At 72.5% G+C, this 24,008-nt stretch carries 23 protein-coding genes and 1 pseudogene; 13 read left to right on the top strand and 11 right to left on the bottom strand.

Translation table 11 applies throughout. From position 1 onward, the window contains the following. Positions 1-66: 66 nt before the first annotated feature. Positions 67-915 (bottom strand): class I SAM-dependent methyltransferase, encoded by an 849-nt coding sequence (locus AB0472_RS21065; RefSeq protein WP_366358093.1) that lies wholly within the window; start codon positions 913-915, stop codon positions 67-69. Positions 916-1,283: 368 nt separating this feature from the next. Here AB0472_RS21065 and rpsA point away from each other — a divergent pair, with 368 nt between their 5' ends. From rpsA to AB0472_RS21045, 4 genes are all read left to right on the top strand, one after another. Further along, a complete protein-coding gene (gene rpsA / locus AB0472_RS21060) occupies positions 1,284-2,780 on the top strand; it encodes a 30S ribosomal protein S1 (RefSeq protein WP_351705100.1) in 1,497 nt (498 codons plus the stop codon). A gap of 334 nt (positions 2,781-3,114) precedes the next feature. Further along, the gene (locus tag AB0472_RS21055) at positions 3,115-4,053 is read left to right on the top strand and encodes a PAC2 family protein (RefSeq protein WP_366357989.1); all 939 of its coding nucleotides are present in this window, start codon (positions 3,115-3,117) and stop codon (positions 4,051-4,053) included. Between the two features lie 123 nt (positions 4,054-4,176). Then, positions 4,177-4,809 (top strand): dephospho-CoA kinase, encoded by a 633-nt coding sequence (coaE, locus tag AB0472_RS21050; protein WP_366357988.1) that lies wholly within the window; start codon positions 4,177-4,179, stop codon positions 4,807-4,809. 50 nt (positions 4,810-4,859) lie between these two features. Further along, a complete protein-coding gene (locus AB0472_RS21045; protein WP_093504386.1) occupies positions 4,860-5,246 on the top strand; it encodes a tetratricopeptide repeat protein in 387 nt (128 codons plus the stop codon). An 87-nt stretch (positions 5,247-5,333) separates the two neighbouring features. Here AB0472_RS21045 and AB0472_RS21040 read toward each other — a convergent pair whose 3' ends face one another. Then, positions 5,334-5,633 (bottom strand): DUF6343 family protein, encoded by a 300-nt coding sequence (locus tag AB0472_RS21040; protein WP_366357987.1) that lies wholly within the window; start codon positions 5,631-5,633, stop codon positions 5,334-5,336. Positions 5,634-5,698: 65 nt separating this feature from the next. Between AB0472_RS21040 and AB0472_RS21035 the strand changes: the two genes are divergently transcribed. Together AB0472_RS21035 and AB0472_RS21030 are read left to right on the top strand one after the other, a co-directional pair. Continuing rightward, the gene (locus AB0472_RS21035) at positions 5,699-6,613 is read left to right on the top strand and encodes an acyltransferase domain-containing protein (protein ID WP_366357986.1); all 915 of its coding nucleotides are present in this window, start codon (positions 5,699-5,701) and stop codon (positions 6,611-6,613) included. 127 nt (positions 6,614-6,740) lie between these two features. Then, the gene (locus tag AB0472_RS21030; protein ID WP_366358092.1) at positions 6,741-7,430 is read left to right on the top strand and encodes a class I SAM-dependent methyltransferase; all 690 of its coding nucleotides are present in this window, start codon (positions 6,741-6,743) and stop codon (positions 7,428-7,430) included. A 71-nt stretch (positions 7,431-7,501) separates the two neighbouring features. Here AB0472_RS21030 and AB0472_RS21025 read toward each other — a convergent pair whose 3' ends face one another. Beyond that, positions 7,502-8,092: an RNA-binding S4 domain-containing protein gene (locus tag AB0472_RS21025; protein ID WP_366357985.1), complete on the bottom strand. Its 591-nt coding sequence runs from the start codon at positions 8,090-8,092 to the stop codon at positions 7,502-7,504. Between the two features lie 217 nt (positions 8,093-8,309). Between AB0472_RS21025 and AB0472_RS21020 the strand changes: the two genes are divergently transcribed. Next, positions 8,310-9,020, top strand: coding sequence for a uracil-DNA glycosylase (locus AB0472_RS21020; protein ID WP_366357984.1), 711 nt, complete (start codon positions 8,310-8,312; stop codon positions 9,018-9,020). Between the two features lie 34 nt (positions 9,021-9,054). Here AB0472_RS21020 and AB0472_RS21015 read toward each other — a convergent pair whose 3' ends face one another. Continuing rightward, a complete protein-coding gene (locus tag AB0472_RS21015) occupies positions 9,055-10,527 on the bottom strand; it encodes a LamG domain-containing protein (protein WP_366357983.1) in 1,473 nt (490 codons plus the stop codon). Between the two features lie 121 nt (positions 10,528-10,648). Further along, a complete protein-coding gene (locus AB0472_RS21010) occupies positions 10,649-11,341 on the bottom strand; it encodes a GntR family transcriptional regulator (protein ID WP_366357982.1) in 693 nt (230 codons plus the stop codon). Positions 11,342-11,479: 138 nt separating this feature from the next. Here AB0472_RS21010 and AB0472_RS21005 point away from each other — a divergent pair, with 138 nt between their 5' ends. Both AB0472_RS21005 and AB0472_RS21000 read left to right on the top strand, forming a co-directional pair. Further along, the gene (locus tag AB0472_RS21005; RefSeq protein ID WP_366357981.1) at positions 11,480-12,955 is read left to right on the top strand and encodes an NCS1 family nucleobase:cation symporter-1; all 1,476 of its coding nucleotides are present in this window, start codon (positions 11,480-11,482) and stop codon (positions 12,953-12,955) included. 5 nt (positions 12,956-12,960) lie between these two features. After that, on the top strand, positions 12,961-13,689 hold the full coding sequence (locus tag AB0472_RS21000; RefSeq protein WP_366357980.1) for an aspartate/glutamate racemase family protein: 729 nt from the start codon (positions 12,961-12,963) through the stop codon (positions 13,687-13,689). Positions 13,690-13,731: 42 nt separating this feature from the next. Here AB0472_RS21000 and AB0472_RS20995 read toward each other — a convergent pair whose 3' ends face one another. Beyond that, complete coding sequence (locus tag AB0472_RS20995) at positions 13,732-14,184, bottom strand: GNAT family N-acetyltransferase (RefSeq protein ID WP_366357979.1); 453 nt, start codon at positions 14,182-14,184, stop codon at positions 13,732-13,734. Continuing rightward, positions 14,181-14,594: a RidA family protein gene (locus tag AB0472_RS20990; protein ID WP_366357978.1), complete on the bottom strand. Its 414-nt coding sequence runs from the start codon at positions 14,592-14,594 to the stop codon at positions 14,181-14,183. Before AB0472_RS20990 ends, AB0472_RS20995 begins: the two co-directional genes overlap by 4 nt. A 221-nt stretch (positions 14,595-14,815) precedes the next feature. Here AB0472_RS20990 and AB0472_RS20985 point away from each other — a divergent pair, with 221 nt between their 5' ends. Both AB0472_RS20985 and AB0472_RS20980 read left to right on the top strand, forming a co-directional pair. Then, on the top strand, positions 14,816-15,547 hold the full coding sequence (locus tag AB0472_RS20985) for a hypothetical protein (protein ID WP_366357977.1): 732 nt from the start codon (positions 14,816-14,818) through the stop codon (positions 15,545-15,547). A 538-nt stretch (positions 15,548-16,085) separates the two neighbouring features. Beyond that, the gene (locus AB0472_RS20980; protein ID WP_366357976.1) at positions 16,086-17,942 is read left to right on the top strand and encodes an FUSC family protein; all 1,857 of its coding nucleotides are present in this window, start codon (positions 16,086-16,088) and stop codon (positions 17,940-17,942) included. Between the two features lie 23 nt (positions 17,943-17,965). On the opposite strand, the pseudogene AB0472_RS20975 reads toward AB0472_RS20980, so the two are convergent. Further along, positions 17,966-18,922 (bottom strand): annotated as a pseudogene (locus AB0472_RS20975) (endonuclease/exonuclease/phosphatase family protein). A 333-nt stretch (positions 18,923-19,255) separates the two neighbouring features. Between AB0472_RS20975 and AB0472_RS20970 the strand changes: the two are divergent. Both AB0472_RS20970 and AB0472_RS20965 read left to right on the top strand, forming a co-directional pair. Continuing rightward, the gene (locus tag AB0472_RS20970) at positions 19,256-19,912 is read left to right on the top strand and encodes a DUF899 domain-containing protein (protein ID WP_366357975.1); all 657 of its coding nucleotides are present in this window, start codon (positions 19,256-19,258) and stop codon (positions 19,910-19,912) included. A 165-nt stretch (positions 19,913-20,077) separates the two neighbouring features. Further along, the gene (locus tag AB0472_RS20965) at positions 20,078-20,257 is read left to right on the top strand and encodes a hypothetical protein (protein ID WP_366357974.1); all 180 of its coding nucleotides are present in this window, start codon (positions 20,078-20,080) and stop codon (positions 20,255-20,257) included. A gap of 48 nt (positions 20,258-20,305) precedes the next feature. Here the strand turns inward: AB0472_RS20965 and AB0472_RS20960 are convergent, their stop codons facing one another. From AB0472_RS20960 to AB0472_RS20950, 3 genes are all read right to left on the bottom strand, one after another. Continuing rightward, positions 20,306-22,180 carry an ABC transporter ATP-binding protein gene (locus tag AB0472_RS20960; protein WP_366358091.1) on the bottom strand — a complete coding sequence of 625 codons (1,875 nt, stop codon included), beginning with the start codon at positions 22,178-22,180 and terminating at the stop codon, positions 20,306-20,308. Between the two features lie 339 nt (positions 22,181-22,519). Then, on the bottom strand, positions 22,520-22,957 hold the full coding sequence (locus AB0472_RS20955; protein WP_366357973.1) for a hypothetical protein: 438 nt from the start codon (positions 22,955-22,957) through the stop codon (positions 22,520-22,522). Further along, positions 22,954-23,655 (bottom strand): ATP-binding protein, encoded by a 702-nt coding sequence (locus AB0472_RS20950; RefSeq protein ID WP_366357972.1) that lies wholly within the window; start codon positions 23,653-23,655, stop codon positions 22,954-22,956. Before AB0472_RS20950 ends, AB0472_RS20955 begins: the two co-directional genes overlap by 4 nt. Positions 23,656-24,008: the final 353 nt, after the last annotated feature.

Raw genomic sequence — 24,008 nt, 5'->3', positions numbered from 1 at the left:
ACGCGACCGTCAGTACCCCTCACGCGCGCGTGCGCTCACCGGCGCGCTCCGCGCGCGAAGAGTACGTCAGTCCCGCTCGCACACGAAGATCGCCGTCCCGGGGATCAGATTGCCCCGCAGCGGGGACCAGCCGCCCCATTCGGAGCTGTTCCAGGCCGGCCACTCCGGCTCCACCAGGTCGACGAGCCGGAAACCCGAGGAGGCGATGTCCCGGACCCGGTCGCCGAGCGTCCGGTGGTGCTCGACGTACACCGCGCGGCCGTCCTCGTCCTGCTCGACGTACGGCGTCCGGTCGAAGTAGGAGGCGGAGACCGAGAGCCCTTCGGGGCCGGGCTCGTCCGGGAACGCCCAGCGGATCGGGTGGGTCACCGAGAAGACGAACCGCCCGCCCGGCCGCAGCACGCGGCGCGCCTCGCGCAGCACCAGGCGCGGATCGGCGACGAAGGGAAGCGCCCCGTACGCCGAGCACACCAGGTCGAAGGAGGCGTCCGCGAAGGGCAGCGCGCCCGCGTCCGCGCAGACCAGGGGAAACGATCCGCCGATGCGCAGCGCGTGCTGGAGCTGGCGGTGCGAGAGGTCCAGGGCGACGGGACGGGCGCCCTGGGCGGCGAGCCAGCGCGCGCACTGGGCCGCGCCGGCGCCGATCTCCAGGACGTCCTTGCCCTTCAGCTCCTCCGGCGGGCCCAGCAGCTCCGCCTCCACCTCGTCGAGGCCCTCGGGACCCCACACGAAACGGTCGTCGCCGAGGAACGTGCCGTGCTCGACCTGGTACTCGTCGGCGTTGCGGTCCCACCAGCCCCGGTTGGCCCGGCTGCTCTCCGCGACCCCGGCGGCACGCCGGGTGGCTTCGGGTTCGGTCCCGGCGCCGGTCGTCGCACCGGTCTCTCCCAGGTCGAACGAATCGGGCTCTTGGATGATCGGCTCCCTCGTCGTACTCTTCCGTGCAACCCCGTCACGGGCGTGTCACGGACGGGGTGTGTCAGGCCTGCGTGGCCTCGTGGGACGGTTCTTGTGCCGGGTATGCGGCGATCCGCCCCGGGTGTGCGCCTTCGCGCATTGACCCTGCCCGGCTGCCCCCGTATGCTACAAGTTGCGCTGCGGGCCTGCGCACCTCAGACGTAGCAGGCTGCGCTCGCATCTGTTGTATGTCCCCTCGGTTGTCGAGGCGCCACCAGTGTTTTTGTGTGGCGCTTCCTTGGCTGTCCGGCTTCTTCAGAGCGAAACGGGCTCCCGGCGTAAGCAGTACCTACGACTTCAATGTCCGTACCGGAGCCCTTTCCCACATGACGAGCAGCACCGAGACCACCGCCACCACCCCGCAGGTAGCGGTCAACGACATCGGTAACGAGGAAGCCTTCCTCGCCGCGATCGACGAGACGATCAAGTACTTCAACGACGGCGACATCGTCGACGGCGTCATCGTGAAGGTCGACCGGGACGAGGTCCTGCTCGACATCGGTTACAAGACCGAAGGTGTCATCCCGAGCCGCGAGCTCTCGATCAAGCACGACGTCGACCCGAACGAGGTCGTCGCCGTCGGTGACGAGATCGAGGCCCTGGTCCTCCAGAAGGAGGACAAGGAAGGCCGCCTGATCCTCTCGAAGAAGCGCGCCCAGTACGAGCGTGCCTGGGGCACCATCGAGAAGATCAAGGAAGAGGACGGCATCGTCACCGGTACCGTCATCGAGGTCGTCAAGGGTGGTCTCATCCTCGACATCGGCCTCCGCGGCTTCCTCCCGGCCTCCCTGGTCGAGATGCGCCGCGTCCGCGACCTCCAGCCCTACGTGGGCAAGGAGCTCGAGGCGAAGATCATCGAGCTGGACAAGAACCGCAACAACGTGGTCCTGTCCCGCCGTGCCTGGCTGGAGCAGACCCAGTCCGAGGTCCGCCAGACGTTCCTCACGACCCTCCAGAAGGGTCAGGTCCGCTCCGGTGTGGTCTCCTCGATCGTCAACTTCGGTGCCTTCGTGGACCTGGGTGGCGTCGACGGTCTGGTCCACGTCTCCGAGCTGTCCTGGAAGCACATCGACCACCCCTCCGAGGTCGTCGAGGTCGGCCAGGAGGTCACCGTCGAGGTCCTCGACGTCGACATGGACCGCGAGCGTGTCTCCCTGTCGCTGAAGGCGACCCAGGAAGACCCGTGGCAGCAGTTCGCCCGCACCCACCAGATCGGCCAGGTCGTGCCCGGCAAGGTCACGAAGCTGGTTCCGTTCGGTGCGTTCGTCCGCGTCGACGAGGGCATCGAGGGTCTGGTCCACATCTCCGAGCTGGCCGAGCGCCACGTGGAGATCCCGGAGCAGGTCGTCCAGGTCAACGACGAGATCTTCGTCAAGGTCATCGACATCGACCTGGAGCGTCGCCGGATCTCGCTGTCCCTCAAGCAGGCCAACGAGTCCTTCGGTGCCGACCCGGCCTCGGTCGAGTTCGACCCGACCCTGTACGGCATGGCCGCGTCCTACGACGACCAGGGCAACTACATCTACCCCGAGGGCTTCGACCCCGAGACCAACGACTGGCTCGAGGGCTACGAGACCCAGCGCGAGGCGTGGGAGCACCAGTACGCCGAGGCGCAGCAGCGCTTCGAGCAGCACCAGCAGCAGGTCATCAAGAGCCGCGAGGCCGACGCCGCTGCCGCTGCCGAGGGCGGCGACGCCGCGGGTGCGGCTCCGGCCGCCGGTGGCGGTTCGTACTCCTCCGAGGGCGCCGACACCTCCGGTGCGCTGGCCTCGGACGAGGCGCTGGCCGCGCTCCGCGAGAAGCTCGCGGGTGGCCAGAGCTGAACGCTCACTGAGCAGTAGCTCCTGACCGAGGGGCCGTACCTTCCGAGGTGCGGCCCCTTGGTGTTGCCGCGGGCCGGGTCGTCGTCCTCGGCGGTGGCATCGCGGGCCTCGCCGGCGACCGGCTCAGCCTCACGGACGCCTGGCAGCACGGGACGTCCAGTTCGGCACACCGGGCGGTGACCGCGCTGCACGCGCGCGTGCCGGCGGCCCGACCCCGGCAGGGAGGGCCTCCCGGGATGAGAAGGCGGTGAGAGGGGCCTGTTCAGCGGGTCGGTGGGAATGCCTGTGGTCAGTGCCGCGTTGACCCGTACGAACACGAGGAGGAGCGGTCACAGTGCTTGATCCGCAGGGTTTGTACGCATGGGAGCCGAAGGGCCTGGCCGTCGTCGACATGGCGCTGGCCCAGGAGTCGGCAGGTCTTGTCATGCTCTACCACTTCGACGGATACATCGACGCGGGTGAGACCGGCGACCAGATCGTCGACCGGCTGCTCGACTCGCTGCCCCACCAGGTCGTCGCCCGCTTCGACCACGACCGGCTCGTGGACTACCGGGCCCGCCGCCCGCTGCTGACCTTCAAGCGGGACCGCTGGACCGAGTACGAGGAGCCCAGCATCGAGGTCCGCCTGGTGCAGGACGCCACCGGCGCCCCCTTCCTGCTGCTGTCCGGCCCCGAGCCGGACGTCGAGTGGGAGCGGTTCGCCGCGGCCGTCCGGCAGATCGTGGAGCGGCTCGGCGTCCGCCTGTCCGTGAACTTCCACGGCATCCCCATGGGCGTACCGCACACCCGCCCCGTGGGTCTCACCCCGCACGGCAACCGCACCGACCTGGTCCCCGGGCACCGCAGCCCGTTCGACGAGGCCCAGGTGCCCGGCAGCGCCGAGTCGCTGCTCGAATTCCGGCTCATGGAAGCCGGGCACGACGTCCTGGGCGTCGCCGCGCACGTGCCGCACTACATCGCCCGCTCGCCCTACCCGGACGCGGCCCTGACCGTCCTGGAAGCCGTCACGGCCGCCACCGGCCTGGTCCTCCCGGGGATCGCGCACGCCCTGCGCACGGACGCGCACCGCACCCAGACGGAGATCGACAGCCAGATCCAGGAGGGCGACGAGGAGCTGACCGCCCTCGTGCAGGGTCTTGAGCACCAGTACGACGCGGCCGCGGGCGCCGAGACCCGGGGCAACATGCTCGCCGAGCCGGTGGAGATCCCCTCGGCGGACGAGATCGGCCTCGAATTCGAGCGCTTCCTCGCGGAGCGGGAGGGCGAGAACTGAGACCCGCGCGCACCCGCGCGTGACCACGCACCGGCCGGGGCCCGCCCTACCGGCCGGTGCGTGGTCACGTACGGGCGGGCCCCGTCCCGGCCGGTGCCGCCGGCAGGGCCTAAGCTTCGGGACATGCTGAAAGTTGGTCTCACCGGCGGGATCGGAGCCGGCAAGAGCGAGGTGTCGCGGCTGCTCGTCGGGCACGGTGCGGTGCTGATCGACGCGGACCGCATCGCGCGTGAGGTCGTGGCGCCCGGGACTCCCGGACTGGCCGCCGTGACCGAGGCCTTCGGGGCGGACGTGCTGACCGCCGACGGCAGCCTGGACCGGCCGAGGCTCGGCTCGATCGTCTTCGCCGACCCCGCGAGACTCGCCGTGCTGAACGCGATCGTGCACCCCCTCGTCGGGGCCAGGTCCCGCGAGCTGGAGAGCGCGGCCGCCGAGGACGCCGTGGTGGTCCACGACGTCCCGCTCCTCGCGGAGAACGGCCTCGCGCGGCTCTACAACGTCGTGGTCGTCGTGGACGCCGCTCCCGAGACCCAGCTGGACCGGCTGACACGGCTGCGGGGGATGACCGAGGAGGACGCCCGCGCCCGTATGGCCGCGCAGGCGACGCGCGAGAAGCGCCTGGAGATCGCGGACATCGTGATCGACAACGACGTGCCCCTGGACGCGCTCCGGCAGCGGGTCGGGGAGGTCTGGGCCGACCTCCGGCGGCGCGCGCGGACGACCGGTCCGAACGAGCGGAACGCGTCCACGAAATAGCGGCCACCCGTCCGGGCGTTGAACCGCTTCAGCGAGGGAAGGACTTTGCCGTGCCCGAGACCAGCGGTTCGACCGGACGTACTCCGGAGACGCATGTCATCGATTTCCGTGCCGCCGAGCAGCTGCTCAACGCACGGGACCCGCGGGGTGCGGTGAAGCTGCTGGACGGAGTGATCGGCGCGCACCCCGAGAACACCGCCGCCCGGCTGCTGCGCGCGCGTGCCTTCTTCGCCGCCGCGCAACTGCGACCCGCCGAGCTGGAGTTCACCATCGTCCTGGAACGCGAGCCGGACAACGCGTTCGCCCACTTCGCGCTCGCCCGCACCTATCAGCGCCAGGGCCGAGCCGACCTCGCGATACGCCACTTCCGGCTGGCGGCCGCCCTGGACCCGAACCCGGAGTACCTGAAAGCGGCCCGCTTCGACAGCGACGCGTGACCCGGCGACGCGTGACCCGGCGACGCGTGAACCGGCGGGACGTGACCCGGCGACGCGTGACCCGGCGGGACGTGTCCTGGCACCCCCTCAGGGGTGACGGTGCTGCCGCGGGTGTCGGAACGGCGGGGGACGACCGTCCGCGGGCCGGTACGGCGGCACGTCACGGCCCGGCTGATAGTGCGGACCCTGCCGGATGTGCCTGAGGATCACTGCCATGTCGACGGTGGCCACCAGCCACAGCACCCCGCAGGCCGCTGCCCAGCCGGGGCGGCCCAGCAACGCGAACGCCGCCGTGCCGAAGACGGCCCAGACCAGCCCCCACACGCTCAGCCACAGCCGCGCCCGCAGGGCACTGCGGGCGGTCACCGGTTCACTGCCTGTACGCATCCCGGATCACCGTTCCTGTCTGCAACCTACTCCTCGACCGGACGTCCACCAAGGGGGACCCAGCCGTGCTGCCCGACGCCGCCGACCTGCCCGACCTGCTCCTCGACCTCGCCGTCCCGCACGAGGACGTCAACGAGGTGGTGGCCCTGCGGCGGGCCGTGGCCGCCGACCCCGGGGTACGGCGGCTGCTGGAGGAGGGCGCCGAGGACGTGACCGGTGCCGCCCGGGGAGTGGACGACCCGTCCGGGCTCGCCGACCTCGTCGCCCAGGTCCCTGACGCCCTGGGCGAGCACTTCCTCGTGTACGTGTTCCTCGCGGCGGTGCCGCACGCCCGCGCGGTGCATCGGGCGCGCGGCATCCCCGACGACGTCTCCCGCCACACGCTCGCCGACCTCGGCCGCGGCATGGCGCTGCACCGCAGGCGGCACGGCAGGGGAGGGCTCGGAGTGCACCAGGCGGAGTGGCTCACCCGGCACTTTCGCGGGCGGCTCTACCAGCTGGGGCGGCTGCAGTACGAGCGGGCGGGGCTCGGCGAGCGCACGGCGCAGGCGATCAGAGCGGCCGGTACCGAGGTGACCGGCGGAGAGCCCTCCCTGGACCTGCACATCCCCGACTTCCTCGGGCCGCTCACCCCGGCCGCCTGCGACCGCTCCCTGGACCACGCCCGGGAGTTCTTCGCCCGGCACTTCCCCGAGGAGCCGCACGCCGTCGCGACCTGCCACTCCTGGCTGCTCGACCCCCAGCTGCGCCGGCACCTCGCTGCGGACTCCAACATCGTCCGCTTCCAGGAGCGGTTCCGGCCCGGCTGGGAGGACCCGGAGCCGGCCGACGGAATACCGGTCGGCTTCGTCTTCGGCGCCCCGGACCTGCCGGTGGCGGACCTGCCCCGGCGGACGTCGGTGGAGCGGGCGGTCGGCGACCACCTGCGGGCGGGCGGCCACTGGTACCTCGGGCACGGATGGTTCCCGTGGGACCAGTGACGGCTGTCAACTGCTGTTTCCCCCAGGAAAGTTCCCGTCGATCTTTCGAACTGCTCGAACGAGTGAACTGCCGGGGTGCGGGAACGGCGGTGCGGCGACCGCCCGTTGTCCGGGCATGACGGTTGAAATGCGTGAGGGGTACGAGGGGACGGGTCCGGGAGCGATCACCCCGGACGGCTGCGCGGTCGAGCTCTACGCACGCCTGACCGCGGGCGCCGAGCCGGACATCATCGAGGCGGCGGTGCCGGCCGGTGCCCGCATCCTGGAGCTGGGCAGCGGTGTGGGGCGCATGACCCACCCGCTCCTGGAGCGCGGGTTCAGGGTCACGGCGGTGGACGAGTCGGCGGAGATGCTGGCGCGTGTGCGCGGGGCGCGCACGATACGCAGCACCATCGAAGGGCTCGACCTGGGCGAGAAGTTCGACGTGGTGATGCTCGCGTCGTTCCTGGTCCACACCGGGGACCCGGAGGTGCGCCGGGGCATGCTGCGCACCTGCGCGGCGCACGTGGCGGACGGCGGCTGTGTACTCATCCAGCGGGAGGGCGCGGACTACCACACGAAGGTGCCGAGGGAGCGGGTCGACCCCGGCGGCTACACCGTACGGATCCTGTCGGCCGAGCCGGTCGGGGACGGAGTGCACTCGGTGCACGCGGAGTACGAGTTCCCGGACGCGACCTGGACCCAGACCTTCCTGGCCCGGCCGCTCACACCGGAACAGTTCGAGGAGACACTCGCGGAGGCGGGACTGGAGGTGGCCGAGTATCTGACCGAGGACGGAACGTGGGTGAAGGCGGTACCGGCGACCCGGCCCAGGTGACCGCGCCGGGCAGGCGCGGAGCCGGATCCCGGCCGGGCTTGGGCCGGACCCCGCCGGGCCTGCCGGGCGGATCACCGTCCGCCGGGGTGCCCACCGCTCGGCCGGCCTGCCGAGCCCATCCCACCCGCGCCGGTCCCACCCGCGCCGCCCATGCCCCCCGTCCCGCCGAGGCCGCGCAGCCGCTCCAGCTCGCGGCGGTCCCGCTTGGTGGGGCGGCCGGTACCGCGGTCGCGGATGCCGATGGGGGAGAAGGCCTCGCGGGGCGGGGGCGGCGGGGAGTTGTCGATGTAGCACACGGCGGCCACCGGGGCGCCGACCCGCTTGCGGATCAGCCGCTTCACGATGACGACCCGCTCCCGCCCCTCGTGCCGCAGCCGTACCTCGTCGCCGACGCGCACGGAGTGGGCGGGCTTGACCCGTTCGCCGTTCACCTGGACATGTCCGCCCCGGCAGGCGGTCGCTCCGAGGGAGCGGGTCTTGATCAGGCGGACGGCCCAGATCCAGCTGTCGATCCGCACGGTCTCACCGGGGGCGGGACCCGCGGCCTCGGCAGCGGCGACGGCCGCGGCGACCGCGGCCGGGTCGGGAGCCGCGGGCGCGGGAGCCGCGGCTGCCTCGCCGCTCGCATGCTCCCTGCCGTCGTCCGCATCCTCAGAAGCCATGCCCCGACCTTAGCTCCCCAGGCCGGAAGCTACGGAACCGTTTTCCCGACGCCGGCCTCGCGCCCTTCAGGGGCGCGAGGGAGGGGAGGAACTGCGCGATCAGCCACACACAACCCGCCCCCGCCGTCTTGCACAGAGCAACACGGCGCTCCCGCGCACCCCCGCCACCCCACACCCGAGCCGCCCCGGCAGACCTCCGCGGCCCTACCGTTGAAACGTGGACCACACCCCCGGTGCCCCGCACACCCGGCTCGCCCGTCTCGACCAGCGTGTCAGCGACTGCCGTGCCTGCCCCCGCCTGGTCGCCTGGCGGGAGGACGTGGCGCGTACCAAGCGGGCCGCGTTCGCCGACTGGACGTACTGGGGCCGGCCCGTCCCCGGCTTCGGGCCCGCCGACGCCCGGCTGCTGATCGTCGGCCTCGCCCCGGCCGCGCACGGCGGCAACCGCACCGGCCGCATGTTCACCGGCGACCGCTCCGGCGACGTGCTGTACCAGGCGCTGTACGACGTCGGGCTCGCCTCGCAGCCGACCTCGGTGACCGCCGACGACGGCCTGGAGCTGTACGGCGTGCGCATCACCTCGCCCGTGCACTGCGCCCCGCCCGCCAACAAGCCGACCCCCGGGGAGCGTGACACCTGCCGTCACTGGCTGACCGAGGAGCTGACGCTGCTGCGGCCGACGCTGCGGGCGGCCGTGGTGCTCGGCGCCTTCGGCTGGCAGGCCGCGCTGCCTGCGTTCGCGGAGGCGGGCTGGACCGTGCCCCGGCCCCGTCCGGCCTTCGCCCACGGCACCCGGGTCGGCCTCGGCGGCCTGGATCTCTTCGGCTGCTTCCACGTGAGCCAGCGCAACACCTTCACCGGCCGCCTCACCCCCGAGATGCTCCGGGAGGTGCTGCGGACGGCGGCGGAGGCGGCCGGACTGGGGTGACGACGGGCGGGCCGGCCGGCGTGGGCGGCGCGGCTCAGACGATCCGGGCCGCCGCCACCGGGCGGTCGTCCACCGGGTGGGTGCCGGTGGACGCGGAGGAGTTGACGCTCCAGCGGTACCGGGAGAACTCGCCGGTGGTGTCGGAGGCGTAGAACATCATGTGGCCGATGCCGACGCCCTCGAAGTTCTCGCCGGCGACGTTGCTGACCATGCGGGTGTCCGGGTAGCGCGGGTAGTTGCTGAGCCCGTGGACGCCGTGCGGGTCGGAGGTGCAGTCGACGATCTCGACGGCGTACTGGGTCTCGCCGGTGAAGTCGGCGACCCCGCTGAAGACGCCCTTGACCTCGCGGACCATGACGATGTGCCCGGTGTTCTCCGCGTCCTGCCCGTTGTAGTCGACGGCGATCAGATCGCCCGGCCGCAGGTCGGCGACCTTGCGGATGCGCCGGAAGCGCGGGCCGGCGGTGTCGTCACGGAACGCCGAGCAGTAGTCTGCGGCCTCCGGTCCCTTCTCCTGGAAGTACTGGAGGAAGTAGGCGTCGGTGGCCCAGCCGTAGGTGTGCTTGAGGACCGCGGTGACGAAGGACGAGCAGCGGGCCCGGGCCACCCAGCCGGCGAGGTCGTCCGGGCGGCCCCAGGTCACGGTCGCCGCCGTGTCCATCAGATAGACGTTGTTCGCGCGGGCCGTACGCCCGCTGACCAGGGCGATCTCTTCGGCGCCGAGGGCGCGGCCGTAGGCGCGGACGTCGTCGACCGCGCCCTTGAAGCGGTTCACGTAGCCGCCGTCCCAGCGGGCCCGGCCGATGCTGAAACCCTGCGCCGCGGCCCAGGACAGGGCGGTGTCCGCGCTGCCTTCCAGGACGCCGTTCACGTAGAGCTGGACGCGGGTGCCGTCCCAGACGCCTGCCAGGTGGGTCCAGACGCCCGTCTTCGTCACCCGTGTGCCGGCGAGCGCCGAGACCTTGGTGCCCTGGTCCTCGCTGCGCACCTTGAAGGCCCAGGTCCCGGCCGTGTCGTCGTACTGGAGCAGGAAGCGGCTGACACTGCCGCCGTCCTGGCTGACGGCCGTGTACATGTTCGTGAGCACGGCGTCCTCGGCCAGCCGGACCCAGGCCGTGACCGTGAACGGGGCCGTGGTGTCCAGGACGGAGGTGGTGGCCGCGTAGGCACCGGCGGTGCCGTCGAAGCTCAGTTCGCCGCCCGCGCGGAGGCCGGTCCAGCTCGCTCCCGGCCCCAGGGTGACCGGGTGCTCCAGGCCGGAGCGGTCCGCGCCGCTGCCGTCCAGCGGCCAGTGCCCGGCCAGTCCCGTCGGCAGGTAGCCGGCCGCCAGCAGCCGCTGGTAGCGCACCAGTTGCTCGGCCTCGGCCAGGTGCGGTGCGGCGACCGGGGTGAACGGCGTGTCCAGCGGCTCGTCGGCGGCGGCGCTCCCCGTACCCACCGTCATGCCGGCCACCGCGCCCATCCCCACCAGCGCGGCCCCGCTCAACAGCCCCCGCCTGCTCACCATGGTCATGTCCTCCCCGTCGGGTCCGCTCGATCCGTGTCCGGTCCGCGCGGATCCGTTTCGATCTTCACTGGTGAGGAGAACTCTAGGAGATCCCTGTGCGAACAGGTGTTCCTGTGGACGGCTACCGGGCGGCCGGGTCCCGCCGGGGGCCGTCGGCGTCGTCGCCGAACAGGTGCCGCACGGTCGACCGGTAGTTGGCCTGCACGTGGCCGAGTGCGCGGGCGCGGGCGCGGTCCGGGTCGCCGGAGGCGATCGCGTCGTACAACTCGCGGTGCTCCGTGAGGAGCTGGGGCCATTCCTCGTTGCGCCGGGTGAGCCAGCGGAGCCGGCCGTCGACCGGCTCCATGACCGAGATGAGCAGGCTGTTGCCGGCCAGGGCCAGGATCCGGTCGTGGAACCGGGTGTTGATGTCGGTGATGGTCTCGGCGTCGTCCGCCTCGGTCGCCCCGGCCGCCCGGTCGAGCAGTTCCCGCAGCTCGGCCAGCGCCTCCGGGGTCGCCCGGGCCGCCGCCAGCCCGGCCGCGTACACCTCCAGTGCCTCGCGCAGCTCGAAGAGTTCCTTGACGTCGGTCGGGGTCAGCCGGCGCACGACCGTGCGGCGGGCCGACTCGAAGAGGACGAAGCCCTCGGCGACCAGGGCCCGGATCGCCTCCCGGACCGGCACCCGGGACACCCCGAACCGTTCGGCGAGCTCGCGTTCCACCAGCCGGTCGCCCGGGCCCAGCCGCCCCGCGATGATGTCCTGCCGCAGGGTCGCGAGGACGCGTTCGCGTACCGCGCCCAGGGGTTCGATCTTGGTGGTGGGGGAGCCCATGAGGCCATTTTCGCCGACCCCGGGGGCTTTTACGGAGCCGTAACGGCACGGACATCGGTCCGGACGCTTGACGGGAGCACCATGACCGCAGTTTGGTATACCAAAAGCTGGTACACCGGTTGGTTCCCTGGAGGCCCCGTGTCCCTCGCCGACCGCGCCGAAGCCACCGGCGCAACCGAGTTCGTCCCCGATCCCCGGCTCACCAACGAAGACCTCGCCCCCGCCGAGCGGCGGAACTGGAAGGTCTTCGACCTCTTCGCCATGTGGATGTCCGACGTCCACAACCTCGGCAACTACACCTTCGCCGCCGGCCTGCTGGTCCTCGGCATGAACGTCTGGCAGGTCTTCACCTCCCTCCTCGCCGGCTTCGTGCTCATCTACGTCGGCATGAACTGGATGGGCCGGATCGGCCAGCGCCACGGCGTCCCGTTCCCCGTGGTCAGCCGCATCAGCTTCGGTGTCTGGGGCGCCAACGTCCCGGCGCTCATCCGGGCCGTGATCGCCATCATGTGGTACGGCATCCAGACCTACCTGGCGTCCGTCGCCGTCAACGTGATGCTGCTGGCGGCCTGGCCGGGCCTGAAGTCCCTCACGGAGAGCTCGTTCCTGGGCCTGGACACGCTGGGCTGGATCTCCTTCGTCTCGCTGTGGCTGATCCAGGCGGCGATCATCAGCCGCGGCATGGAGACGATCCGCAGGTTCCAGGACTTCTGCGGCCCGGCGATCTGGCTGGTCATGATCGCCCTGGCGGTCTGGATCCTGGCCAAGGCCCACTGGACCATCTCGCTCACCTCCACCCCGCACCCGGTCTCCACCGGCGAGCAGTGGCGGCAGTGGTTCGGCGCGATCGGCCTGATCCTCGCCACCTACGGCACCCTGATGCTCAACTTCTGCGACTTCTCCCGCTTCGCGCCCGACTACCGCACCGTCCGCCGCGGCAACTTCTGGGGGCTGCCGATCAACTCCACAGCCTTCGTGGTCGTCTCCGTGATCGTCACCGCCGGTTCCCTGGAGGTCTTCGGCGAGGCCATCACGGACCCGGCCGAACTGGTCGCCCGGGTCGGCAACACCTGGGTCCTGGTCGTGGCGGCGCTGACCTTCGCGGTCGCCACCATGGGCGTCAACATCGTCGCCAACTTCGTCTCGCCGGCGTACGACCTGGCCAACGTCTGGCCGCAGAAGATCAGTTTCAGGGTCGGCGGCATGATCAGCACGGTGGCGGCCCTGGTCGTCACCCCCTGGAACCTCTTCTCCAACCCCACCGTCGTCAACTACTTCCTCGGCGGCCTCGGCGCCTTCCTGGGCCCGCTGTTCGGCGTGATCATGGTCGACTACTACGTGATCAAGCGTGGCAGGGTGGACGTCCGGCAGCTCTTCGACGCGGCCCCCGGCTCCCCGTACCACTACCGCAAGGGCGTCAACCCCAAGGCACTCTGGGCGTTCCTGCCCTCGGCGGCGGTCGCGGCCGTGCTCGCGCTGGTGAAGACGTTCGGCGACGTGGCGCCCTACTCCTGGTTCATCGGCACCGCCCTGGCCGCGGGCCTGTACCTGGCACTGTGCCGCGGTGACCGCGCACCGGCCGCCGCCCCCGTCCCCGTCGTCGAGGAGGTCTGAAGAACGTGCGGATCGTCGTCACCAACTGCAACACCACGCAGGAGATGACCGAGGAGATCGTACGAGGTGCCCGGGCCGCCGCAGGCCCGGGCACCGCCGTGACCGGGCTGACCCCGGAGTGGGGTCCGGAGTCGGCGGAGGGCTGGCTGGACAGCTACCTGTCGGCGGCCGCGGTCCTGGACGCGCTGCGGACTTACGCAGGTCAGCCCTACGACGCGGTGGTCATGGCCGGTTTCGGCGAGCACGGGCGGGAGGGCGTCCGGGAGCTGGTGGACGTCCCGGTCGTCGACATCACCGAGGCCGCCGCCCATCTCGCCTGCCTGCTGGGCCGCCGCTACGGCGTCGTCACCACCCTGGACCGCTCGCGCGGGCAGATCGAGGACAGCCTGGAGACCGCCGGGGTGGCCCGCAACTGCGTCGCCGTCGCCGGCACCGGACTCGGCGTCCTGGACCTCGCCGGGGACCCCGGGCGCACGGAGGCCGCGTTCCTCGCCGCGGCCGAGCGGGTCCGGGACGCGGGTGCCGAGGTCCTGGTCCTCGGCTGCGCCGGGATGACGGGGCTGCAGCGGGTGGTGGGGGACAAGCTCGGCGTTCCGGTGGTCGACGGGGTCGGCGCGGCGGTGAAGCTGGCCGAGTCGCTGGTGACGCTGGGGCTCACGACCAGCAGGGCGGGCAGCTACCGGAAGCCGCTGGCGAAGCGACGGGTGTGGGGGGCCGGGCCGGGGCGGCCGTAGCCGTAACGCGGGCGCCCTCCCGGAGGCGGAGCCGGGGCCGGCTCAGGGCCGCCACACGTACCGCACGTCCGGCTCCCGCTCCTCGTTCCCGCTCCCGTCCGTGTGCTCGACGGCGACGAAGCCGTGCCGCTCGTAGAACCGGTGCGCGGGCTTGTTGACCTGGAAGGTCCAGAGCGTCAGCCCCGACGGCGAGCGCTCCTTGGCCAGCGCCACGAACCGGTCACCGATCCCGCGCCCCCGCCACTCCGGGGCCAGGTACAGCTGGGACAGCAGATCTCCCGCGAGCACCATCATGCCCACGACGGACCCGCCCGCCTCCGCGACCCACGTCTCCCGCGCCGGCACCACGACGTCCCGGATGTACGCGCGCACCTCGTCGTCCGACCGTGGCCGGACGACGGTGGGCAGGGCGGCGTCGAACGACCGCAGCCAGACGTCGGCGACCCCGGCGGCATCCGGGCCACCGGCACGACGCAGTACCACCCCGGCACTCATCCCGGCGCCCCCTCGGGTACGACGGCCGTGGCCGTGATCTCCACCAGTTGCCCGGTGTAGCCCAGGCAGGCGACCCCGATCAGCGTCGACGAGTGCGGCCCGGTGCTGAGCCCGGAGGCCTCGACGACCTCCCACACGCCGGACAGCACCGCGGGCTCACTGCTCACGACGTACACGTCCGTCGCCAGCACGTGCTCCAGGTCGCTGCCCACGGAACGGAGTTGCTCCCGCAGGTTGGCGATCACCTGCTCGGCCTGCCGCGGCGGATCCCCCTCGCCGACGAGCTTGCCCTCGTCGTCCAGCGGAACGGAACCGGCGAGGAACGCGATCCTGGTGCCGGCCTCCACGACGGAGACGTGCGAGTAGCCGGGCGGCGGGAAGAGAGCCGGGGTGGTGACGCGCTGGATCACAGGGGCTCCTGCAGTGAACGGCGGACAACTTGTCGATCATCCGCGCCCGGGCCCGGTGGGCGCACCTGAATTTCCCGGACCTCGTACCGCGCCGGACACGACGGCCGCGCGAGCCCCGGCGCGGTGGTGGGGGCCGGGCCGCCGTCCGGCTGCGCGCCGCCCTCCCGGCCGCTCGAAAAACGCCTGGGAACCCGCCGGTTGCCACTGCTACCGTCCCTCGCGTGGCGAAACTCAATCAGATCATCGCGGTCGAGAAGGGCATCAAGTCCAAGGCGCACCAGGACCTGACGTCGGCTCACCACGGGCTGCAGAAGCCCGCGTTGCTGGCCGGTATCTCGCGGACGTATCAGCCGAAGGACGAGGAGGGCGAGCAGTTGCCGCCCGAGTCCACACGGGTCCAGGTCAAGGCCGAGGACGTGCTGCGGGAGACCTCGGCCACGCTGACGCGGCTCTTCGACGTGACCGCCACCAAGGACTGGGCCAACTGCGAGGCCAGGGCCGACGTGCAGGTGGACGGGCGGGTGCTGGTCGCCGACGTACCCGTCTCCTATCTGCTGTTCCTGGAGAAGCAGCTCGTCGACCTCAATACCTTCGTGCGGAAGCTGCCCGTTCTCGACGCCTCCGAGTCGTGGGTGCAGGACCCCTCCACCGACGCGTGGAAGACCGAGCCGGTGCGGACCCTGCGCACCAAGAAGGTGCCCCGCAACCACGTGAAGGCCGAGGCCACCGAGAAGCATCCGGCCCAGGTCGAGGTCTACTACGAGGACGTGCCGGTGGGGTACTGGACCACCGTGAAGTTCTCGGGTGCCCTGCCCGCGCGGCGGGTCAACGAACTCCTCGACCGGGTCGAGAAGTTGCAGCAGGCCGTCAAGTTCGCCCGGGAGGAGGCGAACGGCGCCGACGTCGTCGACCGGCGGGTCGGGGACGCCGTGTTCGGCTACCTGTTCGGGTAGCCTTCCAGACTCCCCGGCCCCTGCGGCCGGGGTGCGCGAGGAGCGCAAAGCTGAAGCTGAGCCTTGTCGTGACGAGCGGTCGTACCCCACAGAACACGGGGCGGGCCGCATTGAATCTCAGACTCTCGCTCCAGACTCAGCATTCGCCGCCGATCGCCGGATCGACCGGGCCCGGGCCCCAGACGTCGAAATGCAGGTTCAAGTCCTGCCCGCGCAGCTCGATGCGTGGTGGTCCAAAGGAAGGACGCGACGACCTTATGACTGACCCGGGCTCTCAAGCGTGCCGGCGTGTGACGATGGGCGGCATTCCGGGGCCCGGGGGCAGGCTACGCCCCCGGGCCCGCTCGCGTTCCGCCCCGCCCCGGGCCCGCCCGGAATTGCGTTCATAAAGAAACCGGCTCCCTGCGGCACTTGTCACACCCGCGACATGCGAACGCACCTGTTCGTCCCGGAACGCGATCTACCGTGGACACCGAAGCCAACAGCCCGGCCACCGTCGCCCGAAGGCACACCCCGCCCTCGTCCGGACAGGAGCCCCGTGTCCCGTCGCATCGCCCTGCCGCCCTGGCTCGCCCACGCCCTGCGCGCCCAGCGCGGGCCCGTGCCCTGGAGCGCGGTGACGAGAGGGGCGCTGGCCGCCGGGCCCCTGCTGCTTGCCGCGGTCCTGCTGCACCGCACCTCCCTCGGTGTCGTCGCCGCCATCGCCGCCATGCTGGCCGGGGTCAACGACCGGCCGGGCAGCCGACGCTCCGCGGTACGCCGGCTCGGGGTGCCGGCGGCGGCCGGGGCACTCGGGCTGCTCGTCGGCACGTACGGCGGGGCGCACCTGACCGCCGTCCCGCTGACCCTGCTGCTCACCGTCCTCGGGCTGGTCGCCGGCGGCACGAGCGCCGTCGGACCCGTCGCCTCCGGGGCCGGCACCCAGCTGCTGGTCGCCGCCGCCATCGGCGCCGGGATGCCGGTCGCCGAGGCGGGCTGGCAGCGGGCCCTCGCCTTTCTCGCGGGCGCCGGGTGGCTGGTCCTGCTCCGCCTCGCCCTGCCCACTCCCGGCGCGATCGCCGGTGACTTCCGCTTCGACGGCGAGCGGGCCGCCGTCGCCGCCGTGTACGACGCCGTCGCCGACCTGCTCGACGCGGTGGGCGGCGAGGCAGCGGGCCACCGGCGCGCCGCCCTCACCGCCGCGCTCGACCACGCCCAGGACGCGCTCACCGGGCCCCGGCTGCGGCGGTACGCCAGTTCCGCCGCCGAGCGACGGCTGCACACCCAGTACGCCGCGGCCCTGCCCCTCGCCGAGGCGGCCACCGCCCTCGCCTGGGCCGGCGAGCCCGTCTCCCCGCGGGCGGCCGAGGGGCCCCGGCGACTCGCCGTCGCCGTCCGGGAGAACGGGTGCACCGGACCGCTGCCCGCGCCCTCGCGGTCCGCGCCCGCGCTGCGCGCCCTCGACGACGCCCTGCTGCGCGCCGCGGAAGCCTTCGACCGGACCGGGAGCGGCGAGCAGCGGCCACCGGCCCGGCGCCGCCCCGCCCGCGACCTCGTGCGCGCCGCGCTCGGCAGCGGCGGGCGGGAGTACGGGCTGCGGGTCGCCCTCTGCTTCGGAGCCAGCGCCGCCATCGCGCAGGCCCTGCACCACGCCCGCTGGTACGGCGAGCACCAGCACTGGTACTGGCTGCCCGCCACCGCCGTCTTCCTCGTCAAGCCCGACCTCGGGCCGCTCGCCTCCCGGGTGCTGTGCCGGGCCGCCGGAACCGTGCTCGGCGCCCTCGTCTTCGCGGGCTTCGCCGCCGTACTGCCCCGGCCCGGGGGACTCGTCGCGCTGGTCGCCGTCTGCGGGGCGCTCATCCCGGTCGCCACCCGGCACTTCGGCGCCCAGACCGCCGTCGTCACCGTCCTCGTGCTCGCCCTCGTCATGGTCGGCGGCGAACCCCAGGCCTCCGTCAGCCGGATCGGCGAGACGCTGCTGGCCTGCGCGCTCGTGCTGATCGTCGGCCACCTGCCGATGGTTGGGCGGCGGGGCGGCGGCGTACGGGCCCGGCTCGCGTCGGCCGGCCGGGCCGCGCACGCCTACCTCGACCACGTCCTGAGCGGGTCGGACGACCGGGGCGAACGCTGGGCCCTGCGCCGCGAGGCCTACCGCACCCTCGCCGAGGCCCGCACCGCCATCGCGCTCGCCGCCGCCGAACTCCCCGCCCTCGCCCGGCACACCGAGGGCACGGACGCGGTGGCCGCCGTACTCGAACGGCTCGTGGACACGACCACCGCATGCGCCGTGCACCTCGACGAGACGGGACGGCTGACCGCCCGGCACACCCGGCAACTCGGTGATCTGGCAGCGGAGCTGGAGCGCGGCGGGCGGCGGCTCGGCGTCGCGGTGCCACGCATGCCGGTCGCGGCCTGAAGGCCGGGTGGGTGGGCCGCGCCTCAGTCGAAGCGTGCCCACACCGGCGCGTGGTCCGACCCGGCGACCCCGCGCCGCGTCGCCGGATCCGCACCCGCCGACGGCAGGTCCGGCGGTGCGGTGGTGCCAGGCAGGCCCGTGCCCGCCTCCGTCAGGCGGTGGACGAGGCGGTGGCTGAGGAGGATGTGGTCGATCAGCTCGTGCCGCCCGGAGTCGACGCGGGAGTAGCGCTGCTCGGCCGGTATGCGCGGGGCGACGTCCCACAGGCGCACGGCGTCGCCCTGGTCCGGACGGTCGTAGCCGGGGGTGCCGAGTTCGGAGCCGGGCGGGCCGAGGAGGATCTGGGTGGATGGCCGCCTGCACCTCGTCGTTGAGGTCGCCGAGGACCGCGACATCGCGGGAGGTGCCCTGCCCGGCGAGCAGCCCGGCCGCCAGCGCCCGCAGCGCCGTCGCCTCGGCGGCGCGCCGGTAGAGGGGCGTACGCCCCGTAGCGCGCCCGTTCGCCCTCGTCGTGCGGGTGGAAGCGGTCGCCGGGACAGGTCAGGAGCTTGGACTCGAGGTGGGCCACGGCCACCGTGAGCGGTCCGGCCGGGGCCTGCACCGTGACCGCCAGGAAGCCGCGCCCGGTCTGCGCGGCGGTCGCGCCCGAGTCGTCCGTCTGCACCGGGTGCAGGGCGGCCGGGAACGCGGCCGTGTCGGCGGCCGGCGGCAGCTCGGCACGGGCCAGGAAGCCGACCCGGATGCCCCGGCCGTCGGGGTGCGAGGACAGGGCGAACCGCCGGCTCGGGCCCAGCAGTTCGGCCAGGTCCGCCAGGGCGCCGGGGTCGCCGACCTCCTGCACGCCGAGCAGCGCCTCGTCCAGCGTCCCGATCACGGCGGCCAGGGTGGCGAGCTTCGCCTCGTAGGCGGACTTGTCCTTGGGGCCGTAGGGGCTTGCCGGGCCGGTAGAGGTTTTCGAGGTTCCAGGTGCCCAGGAGCATGCCGGGCTCCTTCCAGGAGACGGCGCGGCCGGCGTGCTCGCCCGGGCCGCCGCGCGACAAGGCCCGGACCGGATGCGCGGTCGCCGCGTCCTGAGGCGGCCGTGAACTGCTCACCCTCGACCTGCCCTCGGTCGTCCGGGAGCCGGCGCAACGGCTGCCCGGGCCCGTCGACCGCGGACACGGACGGCGCAGCCAGGAGTACGACACCTGACGGACACGCGGCTGCGGCGGCACGGGGAGTACGAAAGGTACGGAAAAAAACCCGGCCGCGCCGATGAGTTCTCTTCCCTCCCGCGGTCACCACCCGGAACCGACCGTCGTACAGGAGGGCCCATGTCGCTTCCGGAGATCGTCTCGCGTGAGCGGTGGCGCGCCGCGCGAGCGGAGTTGCTGCGCAAGGAGGAGGCACTCACGCGGGCGCGGGACGCACTGAGCGCCGAGCGGCGCAGGCTGCCCATGGTCGAGGTGGACCCCGGGTACGTCTTCGAGGGCGGCGACGGCAAGGCGACCCTGCTGGACCTCTTCGACGGGCGGGCCCAACTCGTCGTCCACCACTTCATGTTCGCCCCGGAGTGGGAGGCCGGCTGCCCCTGCTGCGCCGCCTTCCTGGACCAGATCGGCCACCTCGCCCATCTGCGGGCGCGCGGCACCTCGTTCGCGGCGGTCTCCCGGGCGCCGTTCACCAGGATCCTGCCGTTCAAGGCGCGGATGGGCTGGACGCTGCCCTGGTACTCGTCCTGCCACTCCGACTTCGACCGCGACTTCAACCGCGACTTCGAGGCGACCATCGTCGTGGACGACGAACCCGTCGAACGGCCCGGCATCAGCTGCTTCCTGCGGGAGCACGAACGGGTCTTCCACACCTACTCGGTGTACGACCGCGGCCTCGACGGACTCGGCCCGGCCACCTCCCTGCTCGACCTGACCGCGCTCGGCCGGCTGCCGGAGGGCGGTGACCGCGTCCGTTATCACGACGAGTACGAGGACTGACACAACCGGTCACGGAAATGGCCGGGAACCAACCGAAAGTCAACGGACCCTCACCGTCCGCGCCGACCGTGTGTCGGGTATGTCTCAGTAGCGTCACCGGGCGAGCCGTTCGCGTTCTCCAGAGCGTTAACTCCTACAGGTACGACGCATTTCTGGAGGTGCAGGATGGTGAACGGGCGAACCGTGCTCGAGCGCTTTCCCGCAGGCGGACCGCGAGGATCATGGCCTGCGGAGGAGTTCGCGCAGGCCCGGCGGCTCGAAGGGCTGCCCGCCGAGGTCGTGATGGATCTGGCCACGGACACGTTCCTGGTCATCGTGCGCGGCACCGGCGGAGCCGAGGGCTGACCCGCCTCCGACGGCCGACCGGCAGCCCCCGACACCGGCCCCCGACCGCTAACCGACCTTGCGGACCGGCAGTTTCACCGTGAACTGGTCCGCCTGGAGCGCGTACAGCTCCGCGTAGACCCCGCCGCTGGCCAGGAGTTCGTCCGGGGTGCCCGACTCCACCAGCCGCCCCTGGTCGAGGACGTGCACCAGATCCGCGTGGCGGACCGACGCCAGCCGGTGCGTGATCAGCACGACGGTCTGGCCGTTGCCCGCCAGCGCGCGGATCTTCTCGAAGACCTCCAGCTCGGCCCGGGCGTCCAGGGCGGCCGTCGGCTCGTCCACGATCAGGATGTGCCCGCGCCGGTAGGCGGCCCGCGCGATGCCCAGCCGCTGCCATTGGCCGCCGGACAGCTCGTGCCCGCCGCTGAAGTGGCGGGCCAGCAGGGTGTCCAGACCGCGCGGCAGGTCCTCCACCACCTCCTGCGCGCCCGCCTCCGCCACCGACGCGGCCAGCCGCTCGTCGGTGAGCGGCGCCGACGAGCGGCCGACGGCCACGTTGACCTTGGCGGTGAACGGCCAGCGCTTGAAGTTCTGCGCGACCATGGCGATGCGTTCGGCGAGCCGCTGCCGGTCGGCCCGCGCCGCGTCCACGCCGTCCCACAGGATGCGGCCGCGGTCCGGCTGGTACAGCCCGGCCAGCAGCTTGACCAGGGTGGTCTTGCCGGAACCGTTCTCGCCGACCAGGGCGACGATCCGGCCGAGGGGGATGCTGAGCGTGACGTCGTCCAGGGCGGGGCGGACGGTGTCGTCCGGATGGTCACCCGGATAGGTGAAGGTGACGTTCTCGAAGCGGATCTCCTCGGGATCCTCGGGCAGCGGGTCACCGCCGAGCGGGATCGCCCGCTGCGCCGCCTCGACGTATAGCCGCTCCAGGTCGCCCACGAACAGCGCCTCCTCGTGCAGCGTGTTGATCTCCAGCACCAGGGTGTTGAGGCTCGCCGAGCCGCTGCGGATCGCGATCACCGCGGTACCGGCCACCGACAGGGCCATGGCCCCGCTCAGCAGCAGTCCGCCGAGCGTCGCGTACGTGGCGACGGTCGCGAGGCCGGTCCAGGCCGCCGCGATCAGGCCGGTACGGGCCGCGAGCCGGGCCAGCCGGGCCTGTTCCGCCTCCGCCGTCTCCGACATCGCCCGGTAGTGCCGCAGCAGGAACGGGCCGACCCCGTGCACCCGGATCTCCGGCGCCGCCTCCGGCTCGGTGAGCAGGGCGCTGATCAGGTGGCCGGCGCGGGCGTGCTGCACCCAGGTGTGGTACGACTCGTAGCGGCGCCGGGCGTTGGTCAGGGCGCCCCAGGCGCTCGGGATCGTCATCGTGATCAGCAGCGGCAGCAGGGCCGGGTGCAGCACCGTCAGCACACCGGCCGCGGTGATCAGCGAGATCAGCGCGTTCACCACGCGTGTGCCGTACATGATCATGCGGCGCGCCGAGGAGGCGCCGTACTGAGCGGTGTCCAGCAGCTTGTGGAAGGCGTGGTCCTCGATCGCGGCGAGTTCGACGGCCGCGGCCCGCTCCAGGTACATCTCGGTCGCCACCCGCTCGACCTTGGGCTCCAGGCGGCCGGTGGCGTACGTCGACGCGGCACGCAGCAGGGCGGCCACGAACAGGACGGCGGCCATGGCCACCAGGGCGGGGGCGGCGCTGCGCAGCCGTTCCTCGATGGTGCCGGTGCCGATCAGCCGGCCGAGCACGCTGTTCACGGCGAGCAGGCTCACGGCCTGGGCCACCCCGACGCCCACCTGCGCGGCCAGCACGATCCGCGCGGCCCCGGCGTCCGCCTGCCGGGCCAGCCGCAGACTGGACGCGAGCATGCCGGGCAGCCTGGTCATCATGGCGCGGAAGTCCAGCTCCAGGAAGGCGTTGCCGTGCTGGCTCCAGCCCATGTCGTAGCGGAGCGGTCCGCCGAACAGCAGTTGCTCGGACTCCGACGTCTCTGGCGCCGCCGTCTCCCGCCTCTTCCTCACCGCGATCCTCCCCGGGGCCGAGACCGTGTCCGTCCGCGTCCGTACCGTGTCCGTCTCCGGCCGCGTCCGTACCGTGTCCGTCCGCGGGCAGGGTCGGTGTCCGTGGACGAACGGCCACTATCGCGGGCGCAGTCGTCACCCGGCAGGGCGCGTGCCGAGGCTCGCGGGGCACGGGGGAGTGCGGGAGGGGTACGGCACGAGGCGGTACGGAGCCGCGGGGAAGCCGCGCCCGGAGCTGCCGGGCGGGGCCGCGCGGTGTCACGCGCTCAGGGGGCGGGACCACTCCGGTGTCGTGCCGGTGACCCGGCACAGCGCGAGGTACAGCGGGATCGGCGGGGTGTACGGCACCGTGCCCTCGGGGCGGTGGATCAGGCGGGCGGTACCGGGAAGCGGGGCGCCCGGACCGTAATGGGCCGGGGCGGGCCAGGTGAGGGCGTCGTCGGAATCCGTCGGGACGATCCACCACCAGTGCGTGCCATCGGCGTACACGCATCCCACCCGCGGCAGCCGCGGCACCACCAGCGGCCCGAGCCGCGCCGGTACCGCCACCGCGTCGCAGCCCAGCGGCGCGGTCATGCCCTCGGGCACCGGGAACGACCCGCCGGCACCGTCCGCGGGCGACGGCCGCCGGTCCCGCCTCAGGCGGATCAGCGTGTCGAGGCCCAGGGAACGGCCGGAGCCGGACGCGCCGTTCACGACTGCCTCCGCCGGGGCATCGGCAGCGCCGCGGCCCGCCCCGCCGCGCCGGAGCCCGGCGACGGCCGGGGCGCCGGCGTGTGCGCCGGTTCGTGGGAGGAGCCGCGCGACGGACCCGGTGCGGGGCGCGCCCCCCAGCCCAGGTCGTTGCACGGCTCGGCGGTGTCCCGGACGGCGTCGGTCCGGCGCAACTCCGCCCAGACCAGCAGCCCGGACCCGTGCTCCTGAGCCCCCCAGGCCTGGCACAGCGCCTCGACGAGGAGCAACCCCCTCCCGTGCTCCTCCTCCGGGCGCTGTGGGGACGGGTGGGGCTCGTCGGGCGCACAGCCCTCGTCCTGCACGGCGATGCGCACCGTGTCGTCGTGGTCGTGCAACTCGCACACGACGCGACTGCTCGCGGTGTGCACGATCGCGTTGGTGACCAGCTCGGATATGACCAGGGCGGCGGTGTCGCAGGTGTCCGCGCAGACCGACCAGCCGGTCAGCCGGGCACGCACCAGGCGTCTCGCCTGGGCGGGGGAACCGGGATGAGCGGCCAGTTCGAACCGGAAGCGGCGCAGGGCAGTGCCCTCGCCCGGGCCGGCTGCCTCCTCCACGGTCGAACGAGTTCGCACGGGAGGACCCCCATCAGCGCCGAGACCGAACCGGTCTGCGGCGGCGTCTGTTCCTAAGGGCGCGGACGGAATCACGCTTGCCACTATCTCCCCGCCGTGAACACTTGGCAAGTGTCACTCTGAAAAATGCAGAGTGCTGTGTGACGCGGTGAAAGGCCGTGGCACACTGCTCGCAACAGCATGTCGAGCGGCGCCAGTTGGGATCAGTGAGGATCCGGCGGACCGATCCGGCCAATGCGATCGATGCGACCGAGCAGGATGTTCCGGCTGTTCCGGCCAATTCGGTCTTATTGATTGTTTCGGTCATTCTGTCGGACCTTCGAATGAGTCTTCGAATGGCGCCGCTGGGCTGTCAGCATGCCGGGTGACACCTGTATGTGCGTGACCATCTGTGCACGGCTGTGTGTGCATGGCTGTGTGTGGATGACTGTGTGCGC

Source organism: Streptomyces sp. NPDC086777 (genome assembly GCF_040702065.1).
In the GTDB taxonomy this organism is placed as follows: Bacteria; Actinomycetota; Actinomycetes; order Streptomycetales; family Streptomycetaceae; genus Streptomyces.
Note: the sequence above shows the minus strand (reverse complement) of the source record. Positions and strands in the feature narration are given on the sequence as shown.

Coding starts and splice junctions, on each gene's coding strand:
- rpsA (WP_351705100.1), top strand. CDS start 1,284: ATGACGAGCAGCACCGAGACCACCGCCACCACCCCGCAGGTAGCGGTC.
- coaE (WP_366357988.1), top strand. CDS start 4,177: ATGCTGAAAGTTGGTCTCACCGGCGGGATCGGAGCCGGCAAGAGCGAG.
- AB0472_RS21040 (WP_366357987.1), bottom strand. CDS start 5,633: ATGCGTACAGGCAGTGAACCGGTGACCGCCCGCAGTGCCCTGCGGGCG.
- AB0472_RS21030 (WP_366358092.1), top strand. CDS start 6,741: ATGCGTGAGGGGTACGAGGGGACGGGTCCGGGAGCGATCACCCCGGAC.
- AB0472_RS21025 (WP_366357985.1), bottom strand. CDS start 8,092: ATGGCTTCTGAGGATGCGGACGACGGCAGGGAGCATGCGAGCGGCGAG.
- AB0472_RS21015 (WP_366357983.1), bottom strand. CDS start 10,527: ATGGTGAGCAGGCGGGGGCTGTTGAGCGGGGCCGCGCTGGTGGGGATG.
- AB0472_RS21010 (WP_366357982.1), bottom strand. CDS start 11,341: ATGGGCTCCCCCACCACCAAGATCGAACCCCTGGGCGCGGTACGCGAA.
- AB0472_RS20995 (WP_366357979.1), bottom strand. CDS start 14,184: ATGAGTGCCGGGGTGGTACTGCGTCGTGCCGGTGGCCCGGATGCCGCC.
- AB0472_RS20970 (WP_366357975.1), top strand. CDS start 19,256: ATGTCGCTTCCGGAGATCGTCTCGCGTGAGCGGTGGCGCGCCGCGCGA.
- AB0472_RS20965 (WP_366357974.1), top strand. CDS start 20,078: ATGGTGAACGGGCGAACCGTGCTCGAGCGCTTTCCCGCAGGCGGACCG.
- AB0472_RS20960 (WP_366358091.1), bottom strand. CDS start 22,180: ATGGGCTGGAGCCAGCACGGCAACGCCTTCCTGGAGCTGGACTTCCGC.